This window comes from Streptomyces sp. LUP47B, from assembly GCF_001746295.1.
GTDB lineage: Bacteria > Actinomycetota > Actinomycetes > Streptomycetales > Streptomycetaceae > Streptomyces.
In genome coordinates, this window is sequence record NZ_MJAH01000007.1 from 434153 (window position 1) to 459737 (window position 25585).

Here is a 25585-nt window from a genome sequence, read left to right on the forward strand (position 1 = left end):
CGAACCGGCCGAGGGGCGGGTGTCCTCCTGAACGTCTATGCGTGGACTGTCGAGCACTGGGATGAACTCGTCGACGCCCGCGAGCGCACAGACCCGTGAACGATTCCGCCGTCGACAACGTCAAGTAGGCACGGTCTCCCCCGCGACGGTGGAGATCCGGTCGCCACATAGCCCTGCGGCCGACGGCGACACGTCCTGCGCGGAGCCGCGTCGCAAGCTGAAGTTGCGGTAAGAGCAACCTGTCAACGAGCACAGCTTATTTCCTGCATACGTGGTGCCCACCGCCCAAATGGGACAGGCCCGACGGCTCACGCATTGAGCTGTCAACAATTTTGCTGATAGTTCTCTCGTCCAGCGCGCGCTTGTCCCGGACGCCGCCGTCCGCAGAGTCGGCGTACCGTCCCCACCCTTTCTTCAGGGAGTGTTCGTGAGCAAAGAGAGAACCCGTCGGGCTCGTAGCCGACGTGCTTGGCGGGGCATAGCGGGCGTGGCCGCCGGCGTGGTCCTCGTCGGTGGCGGATTCGTGGCGGCCAACGCCGCGACGACCACGGGCGACGCGAAGAAGGCCGGCGTCCACTACCCGGTCGACAGGAAGGCCAGCGGCGTCGCGGCCGTGGTCAGCGCCGCCAACGCGTTCCTGAACACGCTGGACTCCGACCAGCAGGCGGCGACCGTCCTGGACTTCTCCCAGGCGAACGCGACCGCGTGGTCGAACCTGCCGTGCGGGTCGACCTGCCGTCCCGGGATCCAGTTCAGCTCGCTGAGCGACGAGCAACTGGCCGCGGCCGAGAACGTGTTGAAGGTGGCCCTGGGATCCGGCAAGGACACCGGCTACGAGCACGTTCTCGAGACTCTCAAGGCCGACGACGTGCTCGCCTCGGCGCAGAGCACCGGCTCCGACTCCGCCGCGCCGACCGACGGCGCGTCCAGCGCCCCCTCGGCCGACGCCTCCGTCTCGGACTCGGCTTCGGCTTCGGCTTCGGCTTCGGCTTCGGCGGACCCGAGTGTCACGCCCACCGACGTCCCGACCGGCGCCCCACCCTCCGGTGGCGGTGGCGGCGGCGGCGGTCTCGGCGGCTACGGCAGTGGTGTCTACTTCCTGGCGTTCCTGGGCACCCCGTCGGCGGACGGCACCTGGCAGCTGCACTTCGGCGGCCACCACCTCGCCGTGAACGTCACCTACAAGGACGGCAAGGTGGCCGGCGCCAGTCCGTTCTTCACCGGTGTCGAGCCCACCAGCTGGACCGACGACGACGGCACCACGCACGCCCCGATGGCGAAGTTCCGCGACGGTCTGCTGAAGCTGACCAGCAGCCTGAGCACGGCGCAGCTGGCCAAGGCCAAGCTGTCCGAGTCGTTCGGCGACGTGCTGCTCGGCCCCGGTGAGGACGGCCAGTTCCCGGCGACCAAGGAAGGCATCAAGGCCGGCTCACTGTCGGCGAAGCAGAAGAAGCTGGTCCTGGAGGCCATCCACCCCTGGGTCGCCGACGTGGACGACGCCACCGCCAAGCAGCTCATGAAGACGTACGCCAAGGAACTCGACCAGACCTACGTCGCCTACTCCGGCGGCACGGGCCTGGACACCCAGGGCGACTACGTGCGGATCGACGGCCCGAGCGTCTGGGTCGAGTTCGTCTGCCAGAACGGCGTCGTGTACCGGGACCAAGTCCACTACCACACCGTGTACCGGGACCACACCCGCGACTACGGCAGCGAGTTCTCCTTCTCATGACCGGACCGCGAAACTGGCTGACCACAGCACTGCGTCTGGTGGCCGGGATCGCGATCGTGGTACCGGCGGCGCTCCTCGCAGGGGCGTCGCCGGCCGCCGCGCATCCGATGCCGCACTCGGTGGTGCAGCTCGACGTGCATCAGGCGTCGGTCACCGCACGGCTGGAACTGCCGGTCGACGACCTCTCGCGGGCCGGCGGGATCGATCTGAGCGACACCACCCGGGCCACGCTGTCCGGGCGGGCCGACGCCATCCGCACCTACCTCCGCGAACACGTCCATCCGATCAGCTCCGGGGGCAAGGCCTGGCAGGTCAGCGTCGGCGCCCTGAGCCTCAGCCGCACCGAGCAGACCTCCACCGGCCCCTACCGTGAGGTGGTCGCCGAGGCCGTGCTCACCCCGCCGGCCGGCGCCGACGTACGCCACTTCACCTTCGACTACGACGTCATCGTCCACCAAGTCGTCACGCACACAGTCCTGGTGACGGTACGTCAGGACTGGGCCGCCGGACAGGTCGACGGCGAGGGCACCACCCAGGTCGGCACCATCCGGATCGACACCCGGACCATGACCGTCCCCGCCCTGAAGGTCGACCTCGGCGACGGCAGCGCCTGGCGCGGTTTCCTGGCCATGGTGAAGCTGGGCGGCGACCACATCCTCACCGGCACCGATCACCTGCTGTTCCTGCTGATCCTGCTCCTGCCCGCTCCGCTCGCGGCCACCGGGCGGCGCTGGGACGGCCTGGTCGGGGCCCGTCGCGCGCTCGGCCGGATCGGCCGCATCACGCTCGCCTTCACCGCCGGGCACTCCGTCGCGCTGGCCGTCACCGCGCTCGGGCGCCTGGACGTCCCCGGATGGCCGGTGGAGGCGTTCATCGCCGCGAGCATCCTCGTCGGCGCGATCCACGCGATCCGCCCTCTCTTCCCCGGCAAGGAGGCGCTGGTGGCCTTGGTCTTCGGCCTCGGTCACGGCATGGCGTTCTCCTTCGTCCTGGCGGAGATGCACCTGTCCACGGGTCAGCTCGTGACGAGCCTTCTCGGTTTCAACCTCGGCATCGAACTGGTGCAACTGCTGCTGGTCTTCCTGGCGCTGCCCTCACTGCTGGTGCTGGCACGCCTGCGGGCGCAGCCCGCACTGCGGCTGACCGGCGCGGTGCTCACCGGCACTGCGGCCGCCGGCTGGCTGGCCGACCGCCTCGGTCTGCCCAACCCCGTCGCCCGGGCGGCCGACAGCGCCGGATCCCACACCACGCTGCTGCTGGCCTCCCTCACCGTGACCGCACTCGCCGCCACCGCCTGGACCCTCACCACCCGTCGGCACGCACGCCCCGGACCGGCCGAACCTCCCACGACGACGTGTGAGCCGCACGGTCCGGACCGGTCGGCGGGCATCGCCGACTCAGCGGCGGCACAAACTCATTGAAACGTCACCCAGCGGCGACCGCCCGCCTTTCAGTACGCCGCCGCGGTCACCGTTCGTCTCGCGTGGCATCCGGTCCTCCCGTAGGGTCACGGTGCCGCCATGGCACAGGGGGACCTACGTCCCGGTGCCGCACGTCGGCCAAGCCGCGGAGATGAGGAGTGCCATGTCCGGACAGTTCGAAGCGGTGGTGGAGGTCGATCGACCCGTGGAGGAGGTGTTCGCCTACCTCGCCGACGGGCGCAACGATCCTCAGTTCAGCCCTCGGGTCCTCAAGATCGACAGGATCCCTGACACCCCGACCGCTGTGGGCACGGTCTTCCGGAGCACCGTCAAGGACGCGGGCATGAAGACCGCCCGGGAGTTCCGCATCACGGAGCTCGAAGCGCCGGTGAAGCTCCGCTGGGCCGAGGTGTCCAAGAACAGCGTGACGGTGCGCGAAGGCGGCTACGACCTGGAGTCACTGGCCGACGGCAGGACTCGCGTCCGCATCTTCAACCACCTCGACGGCCACGGTCTTGGCAAACTGCTGGTCGGCCTGGCGCTCGCCGCGGCCCGCAAGGACGCGCCCGCCTTCGGCGCCCGGATCAAGACGGCCGCCGAGAAGGCGATCGTTTCACGCTGACCTTTCCACGGGCAGCCGAAGAACGCCCTCGGAGACCGGCGGCCACCCGCTGCGCCGCCGGGCCTCCAGGACGGGAACACGTCCGGGACACGATCTTCTCGTTTCCACGGTCGCCGACCGCGAGGACCGTTCAGCCAGAAAGGTCCTGCAGCGGATCGTCGAACAACGCGAGGCGGACCGTGATGCGCTTGCCGACGGACTCTCGGCGTACCTCTATTCCCTGCACCACCGCCATCACGATCTCGAGACCGTGCTGGCCCACCCGACCGGCGTCGGCGGCGCGGGCCAGGGGAAGCGTCGGATCGGTGTCCCACACCTCGATCTCCAGCATGGCGTCCGTGATGCGCAGCTGCAGCAGCACCGGCCCGGGCGCGTATTTCAGCGCGTTGGTGACCAGCTCGCTGACCACCAACTGCCCCAGGTCCATGGCGCGGGCCGACACCGGCAGCCCGTACTCGCCCTGCACCCGCGTCAGGAACTTCGACGTCTGGGCCCGCGCGTCGGCGATACAGCCGTCCGCTCCGTCCAGTGCCACGGTCACCTCGGCAGGTGCGGCTTCCGGCATCCACGCACTCTCCTCAGGCAGGATCCGCAGCCTGCCGACCATCTCCAATACCCCGTTCATGGGCGCGCGGATACCCCGTGATTCCCGCCTTACTCCTGTGCCGCGCTGTTCTTGTGCCGCCCATGAACCGGAGGACCGTCTCATGCATCGTGCTCGGGCTTCCTGGGCAACGGTGGCATCAAGGACCTGACCGCCCCCATCGAGTGCGCAGAGGACGCGAGTGACAGACAACCGGGAAGCAGTGGGCCACGGCAGACTCTCCGTGGTCCGGACCGACGCCGACGGCATCACCGTGCTCGGCCTCGACGGAGAGATCGACCATCAGAGCGTGGGCGGCCTGACGCGGGCCCTGTCGCCGGCCGGCGCCCCCGAGGGGCCCCGGGTGGTCATCGACCTGAGCCGGGTCACCTTCATGGACTCCAGCGGCGTCAACGCTCTGATCGCCGCCTTCCAGTCCGCTCGGGCCGCGCAGGGATCGCTGCGGCTCGTGGTGGTGCGGGGCGCCGTGCTGCGCACCCTGCAGCTCGTGGGACTCGACACCGTCGTCCCCTGTCACCCGACCCTGGAGGATGCGCTCGCGTCGATGCGCCCCGGCGCGTGAAAATTCAACCGAGTACCCGGGACGACTCCCCCCATGCCGGGTTCACGACGTCTTTTTTCGGCCTGCAACAACGCTCCCACCAGGCTTTTGTCGCTGCCGCGCACCTGGGTTAATCTTCGACGGATTTCTCACCGGGCAGTTCTGTGGGGTGCAGAATTGTCGCTGGTGAGCGGGCCCTTGACGAGCCCGGCACGGTTCCGAGTCCTCGTGCGGGGGCTCTTGGGGAGCGGAACGAGGGTGGGCATGAGCAGCACGTCGACTCAGGACCGGGAGAAGGCTCCGGGCGAGCAGGAGCTACGGCAGTTGCTGGCCGGGCTGACCGCCGTGCGCGACGGCGACTTCGGCACCCGGTTGCCGTCCGACGGACAGGGCCTTCTGGGCGACATCGCCACGGTCTTCAACGGCATGGTCGACCAGCTGTCCGTGTTCACGTCGGAAGTCACGCGGGTGGCCCGCGAGGTGGGCACCGAGGGCACGCTGGGCGGGCAGGCCGAGGTGCCGGGGGTCTCCGGCACCTGGGCGGATCTGACCGACTCCGTCAACGCGATGGCGGGCAATCTGACCACTCAGGTCCGTGACATCGCCCAGGTGGCGACGGCGGTGGCCAAGGGTGACCTCTCGCAGAAGATCGACGTGCCCGCGCGCGGGGAGATCCTTCAGCTGAAGGAGACCGTCAACACGATGGTCGACCAGCTCTCCGCCTTCGCCGACGAGGTCACCCGCGTCGCCCGAGAGGTCGGCAGCGAGGGACGCCTCGGCGGACAGGCCCAGGTGCCCGGAGTGGGCGGCGTGTGGCGGGACCTGACCGACTCGGTCAACTTCATGGCCGGAAACCTCACCTCCCAGGTCCGCAACGTCGCCCAGGTGACGACGGCGGTGGCACAGGGCGACCTCTCCCAGAAGATCACCGTCGACGCCCGCGGCGAGATCCTCGAACTCAAGAACACCATCAACACGATGGTCGACCAGCTCTCCGCCTTCGCCGACGAGGTCACCCGCGTCGCCCGGGAGGTCGGCACCGAGGGCCGGCTGGGCGGTCAGGCCGACGTCAAGGGCGTCAAGGGCACCTGGCGCGATCTCACCGACTCCGTGAACTTCATGGGCGGCAACCTCACCGCGCAGGTCCGCAACGTCGCCCAGGTGGCCACGGCGGTGGCACAGGGCGACCTCTCCCAGAAGATCACCGTCGACGCCCGCGGCGAGATCCTCGAACTCAAGAACACCATCAACACGATGGTCGACCAGCTCTCCGCCTTCGCCGACGAGGTCACCCGCGTGGCCCGGGAGGTCGGCACCGAGGGCAACCTCGGCGGACAGGCAATCGTGCGGGGCGTGTCGGGGACCTGGAAGGACCTGACGGACAACGTCAACGTGATGGCCTCGAACCTGACCGGGCAGGTCCGTTCGATCGCCCAGGTGGCCACCGCCGTCGCACGCGGCGATCTCTCCCAGAAGATCACGGTGGAGGCCAAGGGTGAGGTCGCCGCTCTGGCGGACGTCATCAACACCATGGTCGACACGCTCTCCGCGTTCGCCGACGAGGTCACCCGCGTGGCCCGCGAGGTCGGCACCGAGGGCCGCCTGGGCGGTCAGGCGCACGTGCCGAACGTGGCCGGCACCTGGAAGGACCTCACGGACAACGTCAACTCGATGGCCAACAACCTCACCGGGCAGGTGCGCAACATCGCGCTGGTGACGACGGCGGTGGCCAACGGCGATCTGTCGAAGAAGATCGACGTCGACGCCCGGGGCGAGATCCTGGAGCTGAAGACCACCATCAACACGATGGTCGACCAGCTGTCGTCGTTCGCCGCCGAGGTCACCCGTGTCGCCCGCGAGGTCGGCAGCGAGGGCCGGCTCGGCGGACAGGCCGAGGTGGAGGGTGTCGAGGGCACCTGGAAGCGCCTGACGGAGAACGTCAACGAACTGGCCGGCAACCTCACCCGGCAGGTCCGCGCGATCGCCGAGGTCACCAGCGCAGTCGCCGAGGGCGACCTGACCCGCTCGATCACCGTGGAGGCCTCCGGCGAGGTCGCCGACCTCAAGGACAACATCAACTCCATGGTGGAGTCCCTGCGCGAGACCACCCGGGCCAACCAGGAGCAGGACTGGCTCAAGACCAACCTGACCCGGATCTCCAGCCTGATGCAGGGCCACCGCGATCTGCCGGTGGTCGCCGAGCTGATCATGGACGAGCTCACGCCGTTGGTCTCGGCCCAGTACGGCGCCTTCTACCTGGCCGAGGACACCGTGCGCGGGCCCGAGCTGCGGCTGGTGGGCTCGTACGGCTATCCGGACGACGACGAACGGCCCACCCGTATCCCGGTGGGGCGCTCGCTGGTCGGACAGGCCGCGCGCAACCTCCGTACCGTCACCGTGGACGAGCTGCCCGCCGGGTACGTCACCATCTCCTCGGGCCTCGGGCACGCCGAGCCCACCGCTCTGGTAGTGCTGCCCATCGTGGTCGAGGAGCAGGTCCTCGGCGTGATCGAGCTGGCGTCCGTCACCCGCTTCACCCAGATCCACCAGGACTTCCTGGCGCAGCTGATGCCGACCATCGGCGTCAACCTCAACACCATCGTCGCCAACGTCCGCACCGACGAGCTGCTGGACGAGTCCCAGCGGCTGACCGCCGAACTCCAGGCCCGCTCCGAGGAGTTGCAGGTCCAGCAGGACGAACTCCAGCGCTCCAACGCCGAGCTGGAGGAGAAGGCCTCCCTGCTCGCCTCGCAGAACCGCGACATCGAGGCCAAGAACCTCCAGATCGAGCAGGCCCGGCAGGAACTGGAGACCCGCGCGCAGCAGTTGTCGCTGGCCTCCAAGTACAAGTCGGAGTTCCTGGCCAACATGAGCCACGAGCTGCGCACCCCGCTCAACAGCCTGCTGATCCTGGCCCAGTTGCTGGCGCAGAACCCCTCGCGCAACCTCACCCCGAAGCAGGTCGAGTACGCGGGCATCATCCACTCGGCGGGCTCCGACCTGCTCCAGCTGATCAACGACATCCTCGACCTGTCCAAGGTCGAGGCGGGCAAGATGGACGTCGCCCCCGAGCGGGTCCCGCTGCGCCAGCTCCTGGAGTACGTCGAGGCGACGTTCCGCCCGATGACGTCGCAGAAGAGCCTCGAGTTCACGGTGGCCACCGCGCCCGGCACCCCGGCCGATCTGCTCACCGACGACTCCCGGCTGCGCCAGATCCTGCGCAACCTGCTGTCGAACGCGGTGAAGTTCACCGAACAGGGCGGTGTGGAGCTGCGGATCGAGCCCGCCGCCGACCGAGAGGTGCCGCCGGGCGTGCACCGGGGCGGCCCGATCGTGGCCTTCCGGGTCAAGGACACCGGTATCGGCATCCCGCAGCAGCAGCTGGAGACGATCTTCGGGGCGTTCCAACAGGCCGACGGGACGACCAGTCGCAAGTACGGCGGCACAGGGCTCGGTCTGTCCATCACCCGGGAGATCGCCCACCTGCTGGGCGGCGCGGTCACCGTCGACAGCGTCCCCGGCCAGGGCAGCACCTTCACTCTGTACCTGCCCGTCGCGCGCGCCGACTTCGAGGAACTGATGGAGAAAGGCGGACGTCCGGCGGAACAGCCGTACGACACCTTGGTCTCCGAGGAGACGGCCGAGCCCCGGCAGCTCCCCGCTGCCGCCCCTTCCCCCGAGCAGCGCAGGCGCCGTCTGCTGGTCATCGAGGAGCGCCCGCGCGGTCTGCTCACGCTCGTCGCCGAGCGGGCCGTCGCGGACCTCGCGTACGACTCCGACGATCCGCACGGGGGGATCGACATCATCACGGCGGTGGGGGCGCAGGAGGCGGCGAGCACGCTGGCGGCCGACCCCTGCCACTGCGTCGTCCTCGAACTCGGCATGCGGCACGACGAGGGTGCCGCCTTCCTGGAGGCTCTGCGCGGTGACTCGGCGCTGGCCAGCGTGCCGGTCCTGATCCACACCGGACACCGCGTGAACCTCGGCCAGGAGCAGGGGCTGCGGGCCCTGGCGGGCGACCGGCCGCTGGACTTCCTGGCCAGCCTGGACGAACTGCGCGAGCGCATCACCCTGCACCTGTCCGCCGAGCAGCCCGGAGACGTGCTGTCGCTGGTGCGTCCCGAGGAGCCGCAGCGCCCCGCCGCACAGGCGGTGGACGACTCCTTCCTCGGCCGGACGGTCCTCGTGGTCGACGACGACGCGCGCAACCTCTTCGCGCTCAGCGGAGTGCTGGAACTGCACGGCTTCCAGGTCCTGCACGCGGACAACGGCCGCAAGGGCATCGAGATGCTGCTCGCCCACCCGGACATCTCGCTGGTCCTGATGGACGTGATGATGCCGGAGATGGACGGTTACGCCGCCACCACGGAGATCCGCTCGATGCCGCAGTACGCCCAGCTGCCGATCATCGCGGTCACCGCGAAGGCCATGCCCGGCGACCAGGAGAAGAGCCTCGCGTCGGGTGCCAACGACTACGTCACCAAACCCGTCGACACCGGCGACCTCATCGCCCGGGTCCGACGGTGGCTGCCCGCGTGAGACGACGCCGAGACCAACAGCCGACCGCGTGACGTCCCAGCCGAGGAACAGGCCCACCGTGAGCGATCTCCGTCAGCCGCCCGAGCCCCAGAGTGCCCCCGTGGTCGATCAGCCCGCCGTCGACGGCAACGACGGTGACGGGCAGCCCTCTCCCGTCGGCAGGCTGGCGGCGACCGTCGAGCGGCTGCGCCGAGAGGTGCGGGCGGCGCAGGCCGAGGCGGATGGGCGGGCCCTGATCGAACTGGCCAAGGGCATTCTGGTCGAGCGGCTGGGGTGTGGTCCGGCGCAGGCCTCGCGGCAGCTCGCCGAGCTCACGGCACAGGCGGGCGTGACGCCGTTGGAGTTCGCGGTCGAGGTGATCAACCAGGCCTCGCGCGATCACGTGTCGGAGGTGACCAGCGCCTTCCTCGCCGCCACCGCCGACCCGCCCGAGGCGCACTCCTCCGCCGTACGGCTGCGGACCGCCGAGAGTGGTGCGCTCGCCGCCCAGGACACCCAGGCTGTCGCCGACTCCCTGCTGGAACACGCCCTGACCCCGCTGGGCGCGGAGGCGGTGGCCATCTGGGCCCTGGGGGCCGACGGGTCCCTCGCGCTGGCGGGCAGCGCCGGGTTCTCCACGGCCGAGGCCGGACGCTGGCGGCATGTGCCGCCGGGCGTGACGACCGTGGCGCGCCGCGGGCTCGCCGAACGCACGGGGCAGTGGATCCGCAGTCTGTCCGAGACCGGGCTGCCTTCCATCGGCCAGCACCACCACTCCGACGGCGGCCGGGTCGCCGTACCGGCGGAGACCGGCGGGCGCATCCAGGGCGTACTGGAGATCGCCTGGGCGGCGCCGCTGGAGCCCCCTCCCCCGCCGATCGTCCGTCAGGTCGAGGCGCTGGCCGAGCTGTGCGCGCACACCCTGGAGACATACGGGCTCCACCATCCCGACGGCGCCCCGCTCCCGACTGTCCTGCCGGACGTCTCCGAGCTGATGGACCTGGCCGACGGCCTCCACGACCCGGCGCTGGTGCTGGTGCCGCACCTGGACTCCGACGGGCACCTCGTCGACTTCCGCATCCATCACGTCAACAGCCGCTTCCTCGACCCGGCCGGCCGGCCGCGGGGCGCCGTGAGCGGCGCGCTGCTGCTGGAGGCGTACCCGATGGCCGCCGGCCACAGCGAGCTGTTCGAACGGATGGAGCGCGTGTACGCCACCGGCGAGCCCTTCCGCGCCCACCGCATGCGGCTGACCGCCCTGGTGGACGACGTCCCGCTCGCGGCCGTCGCCGACATCAACATCAGCCGGCACGGCGGCAGCGTCCTGCTCATCTGGCGCATCGAGGACGAGACGGCCCGCCTGGCGAGCCTGCTCCAGCACGCCCAGCGCCTGGGCCGCATCGGCGGTTTCGAGGAGAACCTGCTGACGGGCGAGATCACCTGGAACGGTCAGCTCTACCACCTCTACGGCAGGCCCCCCTCCGACCCCGCCGTACGGCTGGAGGACCTGGCCGCCCACGCCCACCCCGACGACGCCGTCGCCATCGGCCGGTTTCTGCGCACCCTGCTCCACCAGCGCCGTCCCGCGTCCACCGCGTTCCGTCTGCAGCGCCCCGACGGGGTCACCCGCCACATCCGGGTCGTGGCGGAGCCTGTCCTCGACTCCGCGGGTCAGCTGTATGTCGTGCGCGGCGCCTACCAGGACATCTCCGCCCACCACTGGACCGAGGTCGCGCTCGCCGCCACCCGGGACCAGCTCGCCCACAGCGAGCAGCAGGCCAGCGAACGCGACCGGCTGACCCTGCAGTTGCAGCACGCCATCATGCCTCCGACGCGGGCGCCGCTGGAGGTTCCCGGGCTGGACGTGGCGGTGCGTTACCGGCCCGCGGAGACCCAGCATCTGGTCGGCGGTGACTGGTACGACGCGGTCGTGCTGCCGTCGCGGCTGGTGCTGCTGTGCGTGGGCGACGTCGCCGGGCACGGCATCGAGGCGGCCACCAGCATGGTCGTGCTGCGCAACGCGCTGCGTGGGCTCGCCGTGACCGGCGCCGGGCCCGGCCAGCTGCTGTCGTGGCTCAACATGGTGGCCCACCATCTCACCGGCGCCGTCACCGCCACCGCGGTCTGCGGCCTGTACGACCCCGAGAACAACACGCTGCGCTGGGCGCGGGCCGGGCATCTGCCGCCGGTCCTCGTACGCGGCTCGGACGCGGCACCGCTGCCGCTGGTCAAGGGGCTGCTGCTGGGTGCCGTGCCGGAGGCCACGTATGAGGAGCACGAGGTCCAGCTCGCCGTCGACGACACGCTGCTGATGTACACGGACGGTCTGATCGAACGCCGGGACCGGTCCGTGGAGGAGTCCCTGGCGCAGTTCCTGACGGTGGCGCGGGCGGTCCCGCCCACGCTGGACCAGCAGTTGGATCGTCTGCTCACCCACAGCAGGTCCGACACGGACGACGACACCTGCATCGTGGGAATCCGCGTGGCCTGAGGCACGGTCCGCCCCCGTACGCCCGTGTCGGCGTCCCGGGCTCTCGGTGAGCCGGGGGCTTGTGTCCGGGCAGACGGGGAACGCGTTGCCCCGAACGATCGGGGAGAGGTCATGCCACGAGTCAGGGAGTACGCCGTCGCCGCGTCCGGTCGGTGGACGGACGAGGAGGAGGGCCGCCGCCGGCTGCCCGCCGGGGAGGTCCACGCCTGGGAGCCGGGCACGAACCAGACGGTCTGCGGTCTTTCTCTCAGCCGCTCCCAGCTGACCCGGTTCCCGCACATCACCTGGTCCGACACGATCCCGGAGTCGGGGGGCGCGGCCGACCGGGTGCGGCGCCTGTGCCCGCGCTGCGCCTCCGTGGCGGGACGTCGTGGGGGCGACGCCCGCCCGAGGTGGCACCGCACCAATCCCAGACCGTGAAGGGGGCCGGCATGGCCGACAAGAGGGGTTCCGGCGTCTCGGACCGGTTGACGCGGACCGCCGACGAGGTGTTCGGCTGGAGCGAACTTCGGCCGGGACAGCTGACCGCGATGGAAGCGGTCATGCAGGGCCGGGACACGCTGGCCGTCATGCCCACCGGCGCCGGGAAGTCGGCCGTGTACCAGGTGCCCGGGCTGCTGCTGCCCGGGCCCACGGTGGTGGTCTCCCCGCTCATCGCCCTCCAGCGGGATCAGATCGCCGGCCTGCTCCGTCACGACGACGCCCCGGACGCCGTCGCCGTCAACTCCGCGCAGGCGGCCGGCGAGGTGGAGGCCGCCTGGGACGCGGTCCGGCACGGTGATGCGGAGTTCCTGTTCCTCTCCCCCGAGCAGCTCGCCAAGGACGAGGTGGTCGAGCGCCTGGCCCGGGCCGCGCCGTCGCTGTTCGTCGTCGACGAGGCCCAGTGCGTCGCCGCCTGGGGCCACGACTTCCGTCCCGACTACCTCCGTCTGGCCCAGGCGGCCCGGCGCATGGGCAGGCCCACGGTCCTCGCCCTCACCGCCACGGCCGCCCCACCGGTACGCGAGGAGATCGTGGAGCGGCTCGGCATGGAGGATCCGGCGCTGGTGGTGGCCGGCTTCGACCGGCCGAACATCGCGTTGGAGGTGCGCCGCTTCCAGGACGACACGGACAAGCGTCGGGAGGTCGTGGAGCGCGCCGCGGCGGAACCCAAGCCGGGCATCGTCTACACCGCCACCCGCCGGGACGCCGAGGCGTACGCGGACGACCTGGCCGCGCTGGGCCTGTCGGCCGCCGCCTACCATGCCGGGCTGACAGCCCGTGAGCGCTCCCGGGTGCACGATGCCTTCCTGGCCGGTGAGACCGACGTCGTGGTCGCCACCTCCGCCTTCGGCATGGGCATCGACAAGGAGGACGTACGGTTCGTGCTGCACGCGTCCGTACCCGGCTCGCTCGACGCCTACTACCAGGAGATCGGCCGTGCGGGACGCGACGGCGGGCCCGCGCTGGCCGTCCTCCACTACCGGCCGCAGGACAGCGGCCTGCAGCGCCTGTTCGCGACGCGCGCGCCTGACGAGGAAACCCTGGGCGCGGTCGCGGAGCGCATCCACGAGCGTGACACTCCCACCGAGCCGGACGACATCCGGAAGGAGACGGACCTCTCGCGCAGACGCGTGACGGCGGCGGTCAATCTCCTGGAACAGGCGGGCGCCGTGCACACCGAGGACGACGGGCGGGTGCGCGCCGTTCCCGGGACGACGGCCGAGGACGCGACCGCCCGTGCCGCGGAAGGGGCCCGCTCACGCAGCAGGCTGGAGCAGTCGAGGCTGGCCATGATGCTGGGGTACGCCGAGACCACCGGCTGCCGACGTCGCTTCCTGCTCGGTTACTTCGGTGAGTCGTACGACGCCCCGTGTGAGGCCTGCGACGTGTGCGCGTCCCCCTCGTCCGGGGACACCGTCGTCGAGGGAGCGGGGGACTCGAGCGACGAGCCCTCCTCGCCTCCGTCGGCCGACTCCTACCCGGCGGGTACGCGGGTGCGGCACACGGAGTGGGGAGAGGGAACGGTGATGAGTGAGGAGGGCGACCGGATCACCGTACTGTTCGAGTCCATGGGATACCGCACGCTGTCCCTGCCGGCGGTCGCCGGCAGGGGCCTCCTCACCGCAGACCCGCTCAGTGCCGCGCCACGACCCGCAACGTCTTGACCGAGGGGTCGGCGGCGTCCGGGATGAGGACGCCGTGCTCGACGCCGCTGCGCAGATAGTCGAGGACCTCGTCGGTGATGACCTCACCGGGAGCGATCGCCGGCACACCCGGAGGATACGGACTGATCATCTCCGCGGCGATGCGGCCGGCGGCACGGTCGGCCGGGACGTGGTCGACCTCGGCGAAGAACGCGTCGCGCGGCAGCATCGCCTGCTCCAGTTCCAGGGCCGAGGGCTCGGGCAGACGGACCGACGGCCTGCGTTCGATGGACTCGGCGCCCTCGGTGAGGGCGCTGAGGGCGTCCAGCAGCGCCTTCTCCGTCTCGTCGTCGTCGGCGTGCGTGATCGACGCGCTGATCCGGCAGGTGTCGGAGCCGCCGACGTCCACATGACACTCGGACCGGAGCCACTCGGCGGCCTGCATACCGCTGATCCCGAGCTCGCGTACGTCGACCACGAGCTTCAGGGGGTCGAAGTCTGCGGCGAGCCCCTCCTCCACGATCTCCTGGCCCATGGGCCGCAGTCCCGGCAGGTCCCCGGCCGCCAGCCGGATCCGTTCCGCGCGGTGCAGCGCGGCGTCCAGGAGGTCGTGGCCGTGCTCGACCATCTGGCGGCGCCAGCCGTCCAGAGTCAGGTAGACCAGGGACGAGGCACTGGTGGTGCCGAGCAGGTCCTCCCGCTGTTTGAGCGCTTCCGGCGAGACCCGGTCGTACTGGAGGTGGAAGACGGAGCTCTGTTCGATCGCCCCGCCCATCTTGTGGACGCTGGTGACCACCAGGTCCGCCTCGGCGTCCATGCCCCAGGCCGGCAGATCGGGATGGAACGGCAGGTGGGCGCCCCAGGCCTCATCGACGATAAGGGGTATGTCGAACTCGTGGCACACCCGCGCCACACCCTGGATGTCGGCGCAGGTCCCCCAGTCGGTCGGGGTGATCAGCAGCATGCCCTTGGCGTCCGGGTGCTCCTCGAGCCGGCGGCGTACGTCGTCGGGCTCCGGTGGATGGGCGATGTGCCGGTCACGATCGAACTTGGGGTGGACCCAGATCGGTTCGACGCCGTTGACGACGACGCCCGAGATCACGGACTTGTGCGCGTTGCGCGACAGCAGCAACTTCTCCCCGGGACCCGCCACGGCCAGCATCGCCGTCTTGACGGACAGGGAGCTGCCGCACGTGGAGAAGAACGCCTGGTCGGCGCCGACCGCGTCCGCCATCAGTTCCTGTGCCTGGCTGAGCACGCCCTGGGACTGCCGGCGGTCGTCCAGCCCGTTGAGGGACAGGACGTCCGAGCGGAACACGTCGAGCCCGACGATCTCCGCCACCCGCGGGTCCACGCCGCGGCCCTGCTTGTGACCGGGCGGACCGAAGACCATGTCTCCGCGACGCCGGAACTCCTCCAGCGCCTCCAGTACGGGCACCCGCGAGTGATCCATGGTTCCTCCCAAGTCCGTCCCGCCCCGTTCAGTCGCCGAAGCCGTGGGGCCCACTCGGTCTGAACACCGTGTTGACCGCATGCGCCGGTCGAAACGCTCGGCACAGACGTCCGGACTCCAGCGGCTCAGAAGGGGTGCAGGTGCCGCTCCATCCAGTCCGCGGCGGCCCGGCGGAACAGGCGCCGGTTGTCCGCGCGCAGGAAGTCGTGCCCCTCGTCACGCAGGACGAGGAGCTCGGCGGGGACACCGCGCTCCCGGGCGGCCCGCACGAACTGTTCCGACTCCCCCGGCGGCACGTTGGTGTCGTGCTCGCCGTGGACGGCGAGCAGCGGGGCCCGCAGCGCGTCGACACGGCTCATCGGTGACAGGGCGTGCAGCAGCTCGCGGTCACGCTCCGGGTGGCCGTACTTGTGCGCCGCCGACTCCGCGATCCAGGGCTCGGTGCCGGCGAAGAAGGTCAGCAGGTCGGACATGCCGCAGACGGCGACGCCGGTGCGGAAGAGGTCCGGGTGCCATACGAGGGAGGCGAAGGTCAGGTAGCCGCCGTACGAGCGCCCCATCACCGCCAGCCGGGTCGGATCGGCGGGGCCCGCCGTGACCGCGTGGGCCGCGCAGTCCGCGACGTCGTCGAGCGCGGCGAAGCGGCCGGTGCCCAGGTCGGCGTCGACGAAGGACCGGCCGTGTCCGCCGGAGCCGCGGACGTCGGGGGCGAACACGTCCAGACCACGCCCGAGCAGCTCGTGGTACAGCGGGTCGAACACCGGGCGTTCCTGGTCCTCGGGGCCGCCGTGCAGGTGGATCACGCAGGGCGCCGGCTCGTTCGGGGCACGTCCCGGAGCGCGGTAGTACCAGCCGCTGAGGGGCAGGCCGTCCCTGGCGGTGAGGCGCGAGAGGACAGGGCGTACCGGCGGGCGGCCCGGCGGGACGGCGTCCTTGTCCCGGGAGGACCAGGGGGTGCGCAGCAGGGACACGCCTTCGTGGGCCCACCACACGCCGGGACGGCGCTGTGAACCGGACAGCGCAAGCAGCAGCCGCCCCGTCCCGGCGGCCGCGACCCGCGTGACGACCTCGTGGGGCAGCGGTACCGGCCGCGCCGGTCCGGTAGCGTCCGTGGCCCCGTGCCCCGGGGAGGTCTCGACGACGTCGAGTTCGTTGGCGCCCCGCACGTTCCAGGCCAGCACGGCCGTCCGGCCGTCGTGCGCCATCGCCAGCAGTTCGAGGTCGTTGTCCTCGCGTTCCGCCACGACCGTCCTGCCGTGCGGCGTGCCGTCGGCGCCGAGAGCGACGGCGAACAGGGCCGCGTACTCCCGGTCGGCGTCGCTGCGCAGCCACAGCGTCCGCCCGTCGGGCGAGAACCGGCCGATCCACGGGTCTCCGTCGGCGACCCGCAGGGTGAAGGTGGTCGCCGCGTCCGAGGTGCGCCGGACGACCGCCTCCCGCCGCCCGCGCGGACCCCGGCGCAGCAGCGCGAGCCGACCGTCGTGGCTGAGGTCGCACACCCGGAGAGTGGGGGCGTCCGGTTCCGTGGCGAGCAGCACGGGCGAGGCCAGGCCGTCGGGATCGATCAGGTAGGCGGACAGTCCTCCGCCCGGCCGGGTCGCCGGTGTCCCGCCCGGCCCCACGGCGTACGCGGTGGTGCCGAGGAGGGTCGCCCGGCCGTCCCGGGCCGTCCAGTGGGCCGGGACGGCGTCCGTCGAGCGCCACAGCCCGTCGTCCTGGGCGCGGGCGGTGGGTGGTGCGGCGAGGGTGACGGCGACGGCCGAGCCGTCGTGGGCCCAGCAGCCGAGGTAGGCCGAACTGTCGGGGTCGGCACCGGCCAGCAGGCGACGGCCGGTGCCGTCGGGGCGCACGCACAGCACCCGTGAGTGCTCTCCGCCGCCCGGTGCGGTGGTGTACGCGATCCAGCGGCCGTCGGGTGACCAGGCCACCTCCTTGACGGGATCCGGGGAGGAGTCGAGCAGCCGGATCCCCTCCCCGTCCACGGGCCCGGCCCACAGCTGGGGAACTCCGCCCCGGTCACAGATGAAGGCCACCTCGGTGCCGTCGGGAGCGGCGGATGGATACCAACACCCGTGCGCGTACAGCCGGGTCACGGCATCCCGCGGCCCTTCTGCCTCGGGCAACGGCATCGAGGCGGGGGCCGCGGCGGAGGCGGGCCCTGGCGCCGGGGCGGGACCCTCGGCATGGGGGTGCTCCTGCGCCGGGGCGGGGTCCACGGCATGGGGGTGCACCTGCGCCCGGGCGGGGTCCACGGCATGGGGGTGCACCTGCGCCGGGGCGGGGTCCACAGCACGGGGGTACTCCTGCGCCGGTGGAGGCGCCGTGGCGCCGGCGGGCCCGTGCCCCGGTGCGGGGCCGCCTGCGGCGCGGGCGATCTCCTGTGCCGACGCGGGTTCCGCCCCACGGGCAGGCGGCCCCTGCGCCGATGCAGGCGCAGCGCCACGGGCAGGCCCCGCCGCCGATCGAGGCATCGCAACACCGGCAGGCTCCTGCACCGACCCCGGCTCCGCACCGCGAGCAGGCGGCCCCTGCGCCGATGCGGGCGCCACGCCACGGGCCGACCCCAACGCCAACCCGGGCAGCGCAACACCGGCAGGCCCCTGCACCGACCCCGGCTCCGCACCACCGGCAAGCGGCCCCTGCGCCAACCCGGGCATCGCAACACCGGCAGGCCCCTGCAACGGCCCCGGCTCCGCACCGCGAGCAGGTGGCCCTTGTGCCGGTGCGGGCGGCTCCTCGTGCGGGGGCCGGGTGTCGTGGGGGCCGGTCACGTGATTCCGTGCGTCTGCAGCCATGTCTCCAGCAGTGCCACCTGCCACAGGGCGTTGGCGCCGCGTTTGGTCCGGTGTTCGTCGGGTGCCGCCAGGAGTTCGGCCACGTACGACTCCTGGAAGATCCCCCGTTTCTTCGCCTCGGGTGCCGAGAGGGTCTCGCGCACCCGGTCCAGGACGGGGCCGGCCATGTGGCGGATGGCCGGGACGGGGAAGTAGCCCTTGGGCCGGTCGACGATCTCCCGCGGCAGGAGCTTGCGTCCTGCCGCCTTCAGTACTCCCTTGCCGCCGTCGGCGAGTTTGAGCTCCGGCGGACAGGCCGCGGCCAGCTCCACCAGCTCGTGGTCGAGGAAGGGCACGCGGGCCTCCAGTCCCCAGGCCATGGTCATGTTGTCGACCCGCTTCACCGGGTCGTCGACGAGCATGACGTGGGTGTCCAGTCGCAGCGCCGCGTCCAGGGCGGTCTGCGCGCCGGGACGTGCCATGTGTTCCCTGACGAAGCGGCCCGACACGTCGTCCGGGGGCAGCATGTGCGGCTCGAGGGTCCGCGCCAGGTCGGCGTGCGCACGGTCGAAGTACGTCTCGGCGTACCTCTGCGGCTCCTCCTCGCGCGCGACCGCGGCCAGCTCCGGGTACCAGTGGTAACCGGCGAACACCTCGTCGGCGCCCTGCCCGCTCTGTACGACCTTCACCTCCTTGGAGACCAGCTCCGACAGCAGGTGGAAGGCGACCACGTCGTGGCTGGTCATCGGCTCGCTCATCGCGGCGACGGCGTCGTCCAGGCCGGCCGAGACCCGCTCCGAGGGCACCGTCATCCGACGGTGGTCCGTGTCGAACTCCCGGGCGACCAGGTCCGAGTAGCAGAACTCGTCGCCCTTCTCCCCGCCTTCGGCCTCGAATCCCACACTGAACGTCTTCAGATTTCGCTGCCCCTCCTCGGCGAGCAGCGCGACGATGAGGCTGGAGTCCAGGCCGCCGGAGAGCAGGACGCCGACCGGCACGTCGGAGACCATCCGGCGCCGTACGGCCGTACGCAGCGCCTCCAGCACCGCGTCACGCCATTCGTCGGGCGCCATGCCCGCGTACTCGGCGCGGCGCGTGTAGGACGGCTGCCAGTAGCGGTGGTCGCGGTGGCTGCCGTCCGGTTCGACCACCCGTACCGTGGCCGGCGGCAGTTTGCGCACGCCGTTGAGGACGGTGCGCGGCGGCGCGACCGTGGCGTGCCAGCTCAGGTACTGGTGGACGGCCACCGGATCGATGGAGGTGTCCACGTCTCCGGCGGCCAGGAGGGCTGGCAGGGAGGAGGCGAACCGCAGCCGGTCCGGCGTCGGCGCCAGATACAGCGGTTTGATCCCCAGCCGGTCACGGCCGAGCACGACACGGCCGGTGCGGTGCTCGACGAGCGCGAAGGCGAACATGCCGTGGAAGCGCTCCACGCAGGCGGTTCCCCACTGCCGGTAGGCGTGGAGCACGACTTCCGTGTCGGACGTCGACTCGAAGCGGTGCCCGAGGCGCCCTAGCTCTTCGCGCAGCTCCCGGTAGTTGTAGACGCAGCCGTTGAAGACGCCGGTGACCTCGCCGTCGGCGTCGGTCATCGGCTGGGCGCCGAGGTCGGACAGGTCGATGATCTTCAGTCGTCGGTGCCCCAGCGCCACCGCGCCCTGTGTCCAGGTGCCTCGGCCGTCGGGCCCGCGGGAGGCGAGCCGGTCGGTCATGCGCTCGACGGCCGCGAGGTCGGGTCGCCTGCCGTCGAAGCGGATCTCGCCGCTCAGACCGCACATGACGCTCCGCCCCCTTCCCAGGAGCCGTCGGACACGAGCCCGGACAGGAAGCCCGGGCCGCGCCTGCCGGTCGCGACCCGGGCGGTATTGCTGGACATGAACGAAACCTCTCCTCGGGTTGTATCGGGTGAAGGGCGGACGGGCAGGGCAGGGGGACGCATCGCGTGCGTCCGGGTCAGCTGCCCAGGACCTCCGGTGCCCCGGAGCCAGCCGCACCCGCGGCGAAGCGCGCGACCTTGCGGGTGACGGAGGCCGGCCTGCGTTGTCGGCGCTCGCCGCGGGTTTCCGCGATCAGCAGGTCCGTGCAGGCCAGCAGGTCCTCTTCCCGTGCCGTGCGGCGCATACGCTCGGCGGCGCTGCCGTCCGCCAGGGCCGCCTCGGTCAGATCGTTGACGGTCTGCCAGTCGCCGTTGGCCTCCAGCACGGGACGCAACCGGGCCAGCAGCCCGCGTACGACGTCGGCGGCGGGCGCCTCCCGGTGGGTCCTCGGATCCACCAGCGCACCTTCCAGGCCGGACCGGGCAGCCCGCCAGGACGCGCCGCGCAGCCATTCATGGCGGCCGTCGCACACCGCGGCGCCGGACTCCGGCAGCTCGATGGCCTCGGTCACCAGGGCACGGAACAGGCCGGCCACGAGCACGACGGTCTCGGCCCGCGGGCAGGCGTCGCAGATACGCAGCTCCAGCGTCCGCAGGTGCGCGGAGGGGCGAACGTCGTAGTAGATCATCCCCGGGTCGCTGATGACCCCGCTCCGGACGAGGTCGCCCACCGCGGCGTCGTAGTCGGCCGCGCTGCGGAAGCAGCCGACGGGACCCGACGTGGGCCAGCGCTGCCACAGCAGCGTGCGCCAGCTGGCGTAGCCGGTGTCGGCTCCCTGCCAGAACGGCGAGCTGGCGGACAGCGCCAGCAGCACGGGCAGCCAGGGAGAGACCGCGCACATCACCCCTACGGCCGTGTCGCGGTCGGGTATGTCCACGTGGACCTGGGCGCCGCAGATGAGCTGTTCGTCGGCCACCTGGCGGTACTCCTCGACCATGTGGCGATAGCGCGCGCCGGCGCTGGGAGGTCCGGAGGCGGCCGGGGCAAGCGGTGCCGTGCCCGCGGCCACGACCGCGAGCCCCAGCGAGGAGGCGGCCGCGTCGAGCCGCCGTCTGGTTCTGGTGAGGTCGGCGTACAGGCCGGCCAGGGTCGCGTGCACCCCGCTGTTCGACTCCACGGTGGATTGGTGCAGTTCCTTGGTGAAGGTGCGCCGGGGAAGCCGGCACAGGACCGCGTCGGCACGCGGCACCAGCAGTCCGCTTTCCACTTGCAGGATGTGGAATTCCTCCTCGACTCCGATGCGCATGATCACAGTCGCTCCTTGAGATGTTGCCGAAGGTCCACCTGTCTCATGGTGACCCCCAAGTGCCCAGGAGATCGACTGATACGCGTAGATATGCGCATTTGCAGCTGATCGTCCACAGATGAGCGGGGTACTGGATCAGCCGTCGGTGGTCCTGCCGACCAGCGCGCCGTACGCCAGCTGCAGCGCGTCCGCCCCGGCCAGCGCGGCCAGCGCGCCCATCGCGGTGCGCGTCGCGCGAGGCCACAGGAGCTGGCCGGCGGTCAGGGTCGACGCCACCCAGACGCTCACGCAGAAGGGACAGGTCACCAGCTCGCCCACGGTGTCCTTGCCGGTCCCGGGCCGCGCCTCCTCGTGCAGTTCGGCGGGGCCCTGCGGACCGACGTAGGTCGTGAAGGGGGCGCGCAGCGGGCTCGTCACCGATGCCTTGCTGAGCAGCCGGCTGAGCCGGAACGTGGCCACCGAGGTCAGCAGCACGTCCCGGGGTTCCGGCCGCTCGGGCAGCGGGCGCCCGCGAAGCCGTACCGCCGCGGCCCAGCCCGCCGTGTACGCGCCGAACGCCGCCATGGCCGCGAGATAGCCGCGCAGGGGCCGGTCGTGCGTGCCCGCGTAGCCGCGGCCCGTGCGCCGGAGGAAAGCCTGCGCCCGTCGCCTGAGCCGGTTGTCCGTAGGAGTGGCCATGGGCGGATCCCCGTCCTGATTCGTTCCTGTACCGATCCGGTGCCGGCCCTCGGTGACGACGTGGGATGGACAGCGCGTGCCCCAGGCGCGTCTGCGACCGGGGGCGTCGATCACCGGTCCGTGCTCATGGGCAGCCGGGTCTCCCCCTGCACGCGCTGCAAACGAGGACGCTCAGCCGCCCGGCCTGATGACCGCGCGCACACAGCCGTCCGACTTCTGCTTGAACATGTCGTACGCCCGCGGCGCCTCGTCCAGGGACAGCGTGTGGGTCGCCAGGTGCGCGGTGCTCAGTTCCCCTGCCGCCATCCGTTCCAGCAGCATCGGGATGTAGCGCTGGCCGTGCTGCTGGGCGCCCCGCACGGTCAGTCCCTTGTTGATGACCGCGCCGAGCGGGAACTTGTCGACGGCACCGGCGAAGACACCCAGGACGAACACCGTGCCGCCCTTGCGACAGGCGTGGATGGCCTGCCGTACGGCGGTGGGGCGGTCCGTCTGGAGCCGCAGCTGCTGCTTCACCTGGTCGTACAGGTGAACCGGGCTGTCGCTGTGCGCCTCCATGCCGACCGCTTCGATGCACACGTCGGGGCCGCGGCCTCCGGTGCGTTCGCGCAGTTCCGCGCCGACGTCAGTGGCCGTGTAGTCGATGACCTCGCTGCCGATGTAGCGCCGCGTCATCTCCAGACGTTCCGGGATCCGGTCGATGGAGATCACCTGTTCCGCGCCGAGCAGCATCGCCGCCCGTGCCGCCATCTGGCCGACGGCGCCACAGCCCCATACGGCCACGACGTCGCCCGGACCGACCCCGCCGAGGTCGGCGCCCATCCAGCCGGTCGGCACCGAGTCGGACACGAACAGCGCGCTGGTGTCGTCCACCCCTTCCGGGACCTTGAAGGCTCCGTAGTCGCCGAAGGGCACGCGGACGTACTCGGCGTGGCTGCCGCGCAGGCCGCCCATGGCGTGCGAGTAGCCGAAGATGCCCGCGGTGTCGGCCCCGAAGAGGACATGGCCGATCCCGGGGTTGGTGTTGGTGTTGTCGCAGAGCGACCACAGGTCGTGGGTGCAGTACCAGCAGCGACCGCAGCCGACGAAGGAGGAGACGACGACCCGGTCGCCCACGGCGTGCCGGCGCACCCCGTCACCGACCTCGACGACCTCGCCGAGGAACTCGTGTCCGATGACGTCCCCGGACCGCATGAACGGGATGTAGCCGCCGATGAGATGGAGGTCGGAACCGCAGGTGGTGCCCGCGATCAGCCGTACGATCATGTCCTGGTCGTTGCGCAGGACCGGGTCCGACACCGTCTCCACGGCGAGCTTGTTCACGCCTTCCCAGCACAGCGCCTTCACAGCACGCCCTCCCCACCTGCGCGTCGGCTGAACAGCCCGACGACCTTGCCGCCGGGGGTGTCGTGGGTGGTCGGCTCGTCGGGGACGAGCACCTCGCCCGCCTCCATCAGGGCCTTGGCCTCGCGCAGGGCACGGCGCAGATCCTGGCGGGGGTCCTGCCCGGCGAGCCGCGCGGGCACGGACCGCGCGAGGTCCGACGGCGGCTGCTTGAACCGCACGGCCAGCTCGGTGCCGCGGTCCGCAGGTGCCGGGCTGATTCGCGTCTCGATGCGTTCCCCGTACTCCTGGAGCGGGGACGGCAGCTTGTCCGCCCGTAAGTCCTCGGGTCCGCAGTTGACCGTCACCGCCAGCCACCGGTCCGCGCCGCTCGACGCCGACCGGGGTGTCCGCGCCCTCCGCACGGCGACGGCGGCTCCGGCGAGTCCCGCAGCGGTCACCCAGAGTGACTTCCTGGGAACATAGGAGTCACCTTTCAGTCTCGCGGCTCACACTTCTGCCGGGCACCGTGACGAGCGCCCGAGCGGGCGGGTACCCCCGGTTCGAGGTGCTCAGGGCTTGGACATCGCGTGGCGCCCGGCCCTCCCGGAGAGTGCGACGTGGCGGGAGGGCCGGGCCGCGCCGGTGGGCCCGAGGCGCCGCAGCCACCGGCAGGCCATGGCCAGCAGGCCCGTGAACACGGCCAGGAGCAGCAAGGAGGTCCACATGGGCCGGCTGCCGGGGGAATCCGCCATCGTCCAGGCTGACGACGCCGTCCACAGGACCACGCCGGCCGCGTAGAAGGCCCGGATGCGGCGCAGTTGCCTTGCGGCCCCGGCCGCCGTGGTGTCGTCGGTGTGTGTCATGCCGCCCCGTGTACCCCGATCGACGTCCACCAGCCGGCCTGATCGGCGGGTCAGTTCGTCTGCGAGCTCGTTCCGCTCTGCCGGGACACCTGGTCGGTCATGTCGACGGTGTCGGCGGCCGGAGGCGCGGTCACGTCGACCTGGGTGCCGAAGCCGCCGAAGTCCATGACGACCTTCGCCTGGGCCTGGCGGGCGGATGTGCCGGTCCCGCCGGTCTGTGCGGTGTCCTTGACGGTCATCCGGATCTGCTGACGGCGGGTGAGTCCGTCCTCGTCGATCCAGAGATCGACGGGCACGTCGTCACCCAACTGCGCGCGCAGCTTCCGTTCCTGGGCCGAGTCGCCCTCGGCCAGCTTCGACAGGTCGAGGTCGACCCGGTAGTGCGTGGTGGACACGCCGTTCACGGTCTCGTCGCCCACCTTCCGCACGTCCTTCTCGGACAGGGACTTGGTGTAGGCGAAGGAATTCGCCGGGTCGCTCATCGCGGGGCCACCGGTGCCCTGCGAGCGATTCAGTCGCTTGAGGTCCACCTTCATCCAGCTCTTGCCCTCGGGCAGTTGGCCGCTCGCCCCAGGGGGCTTCTGGTACAGAACCTGGTTCACGATCCGCTGTTCGAGCTGCTGCCCGCCCTGGCCCAGCCGCATACGGCTCGTGCCGTCCTGCAGGTCCAGCACGCCGGAACCGGTGATCGTCTCGCTGTCGCCGCCCGCGGCGACGGTGGTCGCCAGTTTGATGCGGGCCGTCTTCGCCTGCGTGGTCTTCTTGTTGGTCGCCTGGACCACCTGGGCCGGCGAGGGCTCGGGCTGTCCCTGTGAGGCGGACCGGTCCGCGCCGCCGGCCCCGCTTGCCGCGTCTTCGCCGCATCCCGTCAGCAGGGCGAGCGACACGGCTCCGCCGGCGCCCAGAGCGGCTAAGAGGTCCTAACAAAGGCGTTGGACGTGTCGGTGGGTGATCAGACAGGTGGCGAGGCCGAGGAAGGCTTCGTGGATGTCGTCGCGTCTCTCCCAGCGGACCCGGAGACGGCGGAATCCGTGCAGCCAGGCGATCGTGCGCTCGACCACATAACGGAAGGTGCCCAGGCCACTGCCGTGTTCTTCGCCCCGTTCGGCGATGACCGGACGGATCCCACGGGCACGAAGCAGTCGCCGGTACTTGTCGTGGTCGTAGCCGCGGTCCGCGAGGAGCGCGTCGGGTCGGCGTCGTGGCCGGCCGACTGCGCCGGCCACGGGCGGAACCTTGTCCAGCAGGGGCAGCAACTGTGTGACGTCGTTGCGGTTTCCTCCGGTCAGCGACACCGCGAGCGGGATGCCCTG

19 protein-coding genes are annotated in these 25585 nt (G+C 71.3%); 8 read left to right on the forward strand and 11 right to left on the reverse strand.

What is annotated here, in order from left to right; genetic code table 11:
* Positions 1-427 precede the first annotated feature (427 nt).
* The 3 genes from BFN33_RS24335 to BFN33_RS24345 all read left to right on the forward strand — a co-directional run bounded on the left by BFN33_RS24335 (position 428) and on the right by BFN33_RS24345 (position 3775).
* Positions 428-1732: a DUF3500 domain-containing protein gene (locus BFN33_RS24335; RefSeq protein ID WP_256122856.1), complete on the forward strand. Its 1305-nt coding sequence runs from the start codon at positions 428-430 to the stop codon at positions 1730-1732.
* Positions 1729-3153, forward strand: a complete 1425-nt coding sequence (locus tag BFN33_RS24340; RefSeq protein ID WP_069762230.1) for a HupE/UreJ family protein — start codon at positions 1729-1731, stop codon at positions 3151-3153. The genes BFN33_RS24335 and BFN33_RS24340 overlap by 4 nt, the downstream gene beginning before the upstream one ends.
* A gap of 163 nt (positions 3154-3316) precedes the next feature.
* The gene (locus tag BFN33_RS24345; RefSeq protein WP_069762231.1) at positions 3317-3775 is read left to right on the forward strand and encodes an SRPBCC family protein; all 459 of its coding nucleotides are present in this window, start codon (positions 3317-3319) and stop codon (positions 3773-3775) included.
* Between the two features lie 130 nt (positions 3776-3905).
* On the opposite strand, the gene BFN33_RS24350 is transcribed toward BFN33_RS24345, so the two are convergent.
* The gene (locus tag BFN33_RS24350; protein ID WP_069762232.1) at positions 3906-4400 is read right to left on the reverse strand and encodes an ATP-binding protein; all 495 of its coding nucleotides are present in this window, start codon (positions 4398-4400) and stop codon (positions 3906-3908) included.
* 160 nt (positions 4401-4560) lie between these two features.
* On the opposite strand from BFN33_RS24350, the gene BFN33_RS24355 reads away from it, so the two are divergent.
* From BFN33_RS24355 to BFN33_RS24375, 5 genes are all read left to right on the forward strand, one after another.
* Positions 4561-4941: an STAS domain-containing protein gene (locus tag BFN33_RS24355; protein WP_069762233.1), complete on the forward strand. Its 381-nt coding sequence runs from the start codon at positions 4561-4563 to the stop codon at positions 4939-4941.
* 243 nt (positions 4942-5184) lie between these two features.
* On the forward strand, positions 5185-9459 hold the full coding sequence (locus BFN33_RS24360; protein ID WP_069762234.1) for a HAMP domain-containing protein: 4275 nt from the start codon (positions 5185-5187) through the stop codon (positions 9457-9459).
* A gap of 58 nt (positions 9460-9517) precedes the next feature.
* Positions 9518-11929: a SpoIIE family protein phosphatase gene (locus BFN33_RS24365; protein WP_069762235.1), complete on the forward strand. Its 2412-nt coding sequence runs from the start codon at positions 9518-9520 to the stop codon at positions 11927-11929.
* Positions 11930-12040: 111 nt separating this feature from the next.
* Entirely contained in the window at positions 12041-12349 is a 309-nt protein-coding gene (locus tag BFN33_RS24370) for a hypothetical protein (RefSeq protein ID WP_069762236.1), read from the forward strand.
* 11 nt (positions 12350-12360) lie between these two features.
* Positions 12361-14076, forward strand: a complete 1716-nt coding sequence (locus tag BFN33_RS24375; RefSeq protein ID WP_069762237.1) for a RecQ family ATP-dependent DNA helicase — start codon at positions 12361-12363, stop codon at positions 14074-14076.
* Here BFN33_RS24375 and BFN33_RS24380 read toward each other — a convergent pair.
* The 10 genes from BFN33_RS24380 to BFN33_RS24425 form a co-directional block, all read right to left on the reverse strand.
* Positions 14045-15508 (reverse strand): aminotransferase class I/II-fold pyridoxal phosphate-dependent enzyme, encoded by a 1464-nt coding sequence (locus BFN33_RS24380; RefSeq protein WP_069762238.1) that lies wholly within the window; start codon positions 15506-15508, stop codon positions 14045-14047. The two genes, BFN33_RS24375 and BFN33_RS24380, sit on opposite strands and share 32 nt — an antisense overlap.
* A 125-nt stretch (positions 15509-15633) precedes the next feature.
* Entirely contained in the window at positions 15634-17637 is a 2004-nt protein-coding gene (locus BFN33_RS24385) for a prolyl oligopeptidase family serine peptidase (protein ID WP_256122866.1), read from the reverse strand.
* 638 nt (positions 17638-18275) lie between these two features.
* On the reverse strand, positions 18276-20060 hold the full coding sequence (locus BFN33_RS24390; protein ID WP_069762239.1) for an N-acetylglutaminylglutamine amidotransferase: 1785 nt from the start codon (positions 20058-20060) through the stop codon (positions 18276-18278).
* Between the two features lie 175 nt (positions 20061-20235).
* On the reverse strand, positions 20236-21405 hold the full coding sequence (locus BFN33_RS24395; protein ID WP_069762295.1) for a glutamate--cysteine ligase: 1170 nt from the start codon (positions 21403-21405) through the stop codon (positions 20236-20238).
* A gap of 135 nt (positions 21406-21540) precedes the next feature.
* A complete protein-coding gene (locus BFN33_RS24400; RefSeq protein WP_069762240.1) occupies positions 21541-22083 on the reverse strand; it encodes a DUF1360 domain-containing protein in 543 nt (180 codons plus the stop codon).
* Positions 22084-22254: 171 nt separating this feature from the next.
* Positions 22255-23430 carry a zinc-dependent alcohol dehydrogenase gene (locus BFN33_RS24405; protein ID WP_069762241.1) on the reverse strand — a complete coding sequence of 392 codons (1176 nt, stop codon included), beginning with the start codon at positions 23428-23430 and terminating at the stop codon, positions 22255-22257.
* On the reverse strand, positions 23427-23867 hold the full coding sequence (locus BFN33_RS24410) for a hypothetical protein (RefSeq protein WP_069762242.1): 441 nt from the start codon (positions 23865-23867) through the stop codon (positions 23427-23429). The genes BFN33_RS24405 and BFN33_RS24410 overlap by 4 nt, the downstream gene beginning before the upstream one ends.
* 111 nt (positions 23868-23978) lie before the next feature.
* A complete protein-coding gene (locus tag BFN33_RS24415; protein WP_069762243.1) occupies positions 23979-24272 on the reverse strand; it encodes a hypothetical protein in 294 nt (97 codons plus the stop codon).
* A gap of 50 nt (positions 24273-24322) precedes the next feature.
* On the reverse strand, positions 24323-25159 hold the full coding sequence (locus tag BFN33_RS24420) for a hypothetical protein (protein ID WP_256122857.1): 837 nt from the start codon (positions 25157-25159) through the stop codon (positions 24323-24325).
* A gap of 33 nt (positions 25160-25192) precedes the next feature.
* On the reverse strand, positions 25193-25585 hold a 393-nt coding region (locus BFN33_RS24425; RefSeq protein WP_107488000.1), incomplete at its 5' end, for an IS5 family transposase.

Excerpts from the sequence above, each read along its gene's own strand:
- BFN33_RS24340 (WP_069762230.1), top strand. The coding sequence starts at position 1,729 with ATGACCGGACCGCGAAACTGGCTGACCACAGCACTGCGTCTGGTGGCC.
- BFN33_RS24345 (WP_069762231.1), top strand. The coding sequence starts at position 3,317 with ATGTCCGGACAGTTCGAAGCGGTGGTGGAGGTCGATCGACCCGTGGAG.
- BFN33_RS24350 (WP_069762232.1), bottom strand. The coding sequence starts at position 4,400 with ATGAACGGGGTATTGGAGATGGTCGGCAGGCTGCGGATCCTGCCTGAG.
- BFN33_RS24360 (WP_069762234.1), top strand. The coding sequence starts at position 5,185 with ATGAGCAGCACGTCGACTCAGGACCGGGAGAAGGCTCCGGGCGAGCAG.
- BFN33_RS24370 (WP_069762236.1), top strand. The coding sequence starts at position 12,041 with ATGCCACGAGTCAGGGAGTACGCCGTCGCCGCGTCCGGTCGGTGGACG.
- BFN33_RS24375 (WP_069762237.1), top strand. The coding sequence starts at position 12,361 with ATGGCCGACAAGAGGGGTTCCGGCGTCTCGGACCGGTTGACGCGGACC.
- BFN33_RS24380 (WP_069762238.1), bottom strand. The coding sequence starts at position 15,508 with ATGGATCACTCGCGGGTGCCCGTACTGGAGGCGCTGGAGGAGTTCCGG.
- BFN33_RS24385 (WP_256122866.1), bottom strand. The coding sequence starts at position 17,637 with ATGCCGTTGCCCGAGGCAGAAGGGCCGCGGGATGCCGTGACCCGGCTG.
- BFN33_RS24390 (WP_069762239.1), bottom strand. The coding sequence starts at position 20,060 with ATGTGCGGTCTGAGCGGCGAGATCCGCTTCGACGGCAGGCGACCCGAC.
- BFN33_RS24395 (WP_069762295.1), bottom strand. The coding sequence starts at position 21,405 with ATGCGCATCGGAGTCGAGGAGGAATTCCACATCCTGCAAGTGGAAAGC.
- BFN33_RS24400 (WP_069762240.1), bottom strand. The coding sequence starts at position 22,083 with ATGGCCACTCCTACGGACAACCGGCTCAGGCGACGGGCGCAGGCTTTC.
- BFN33_RS24415 (WP_069762243.1), bottom strand. The coding sequence starts at position 24,272 with ATGACACACACCGACGACACCACGGCGGCCGGGGCCGCAAGGCAACTG.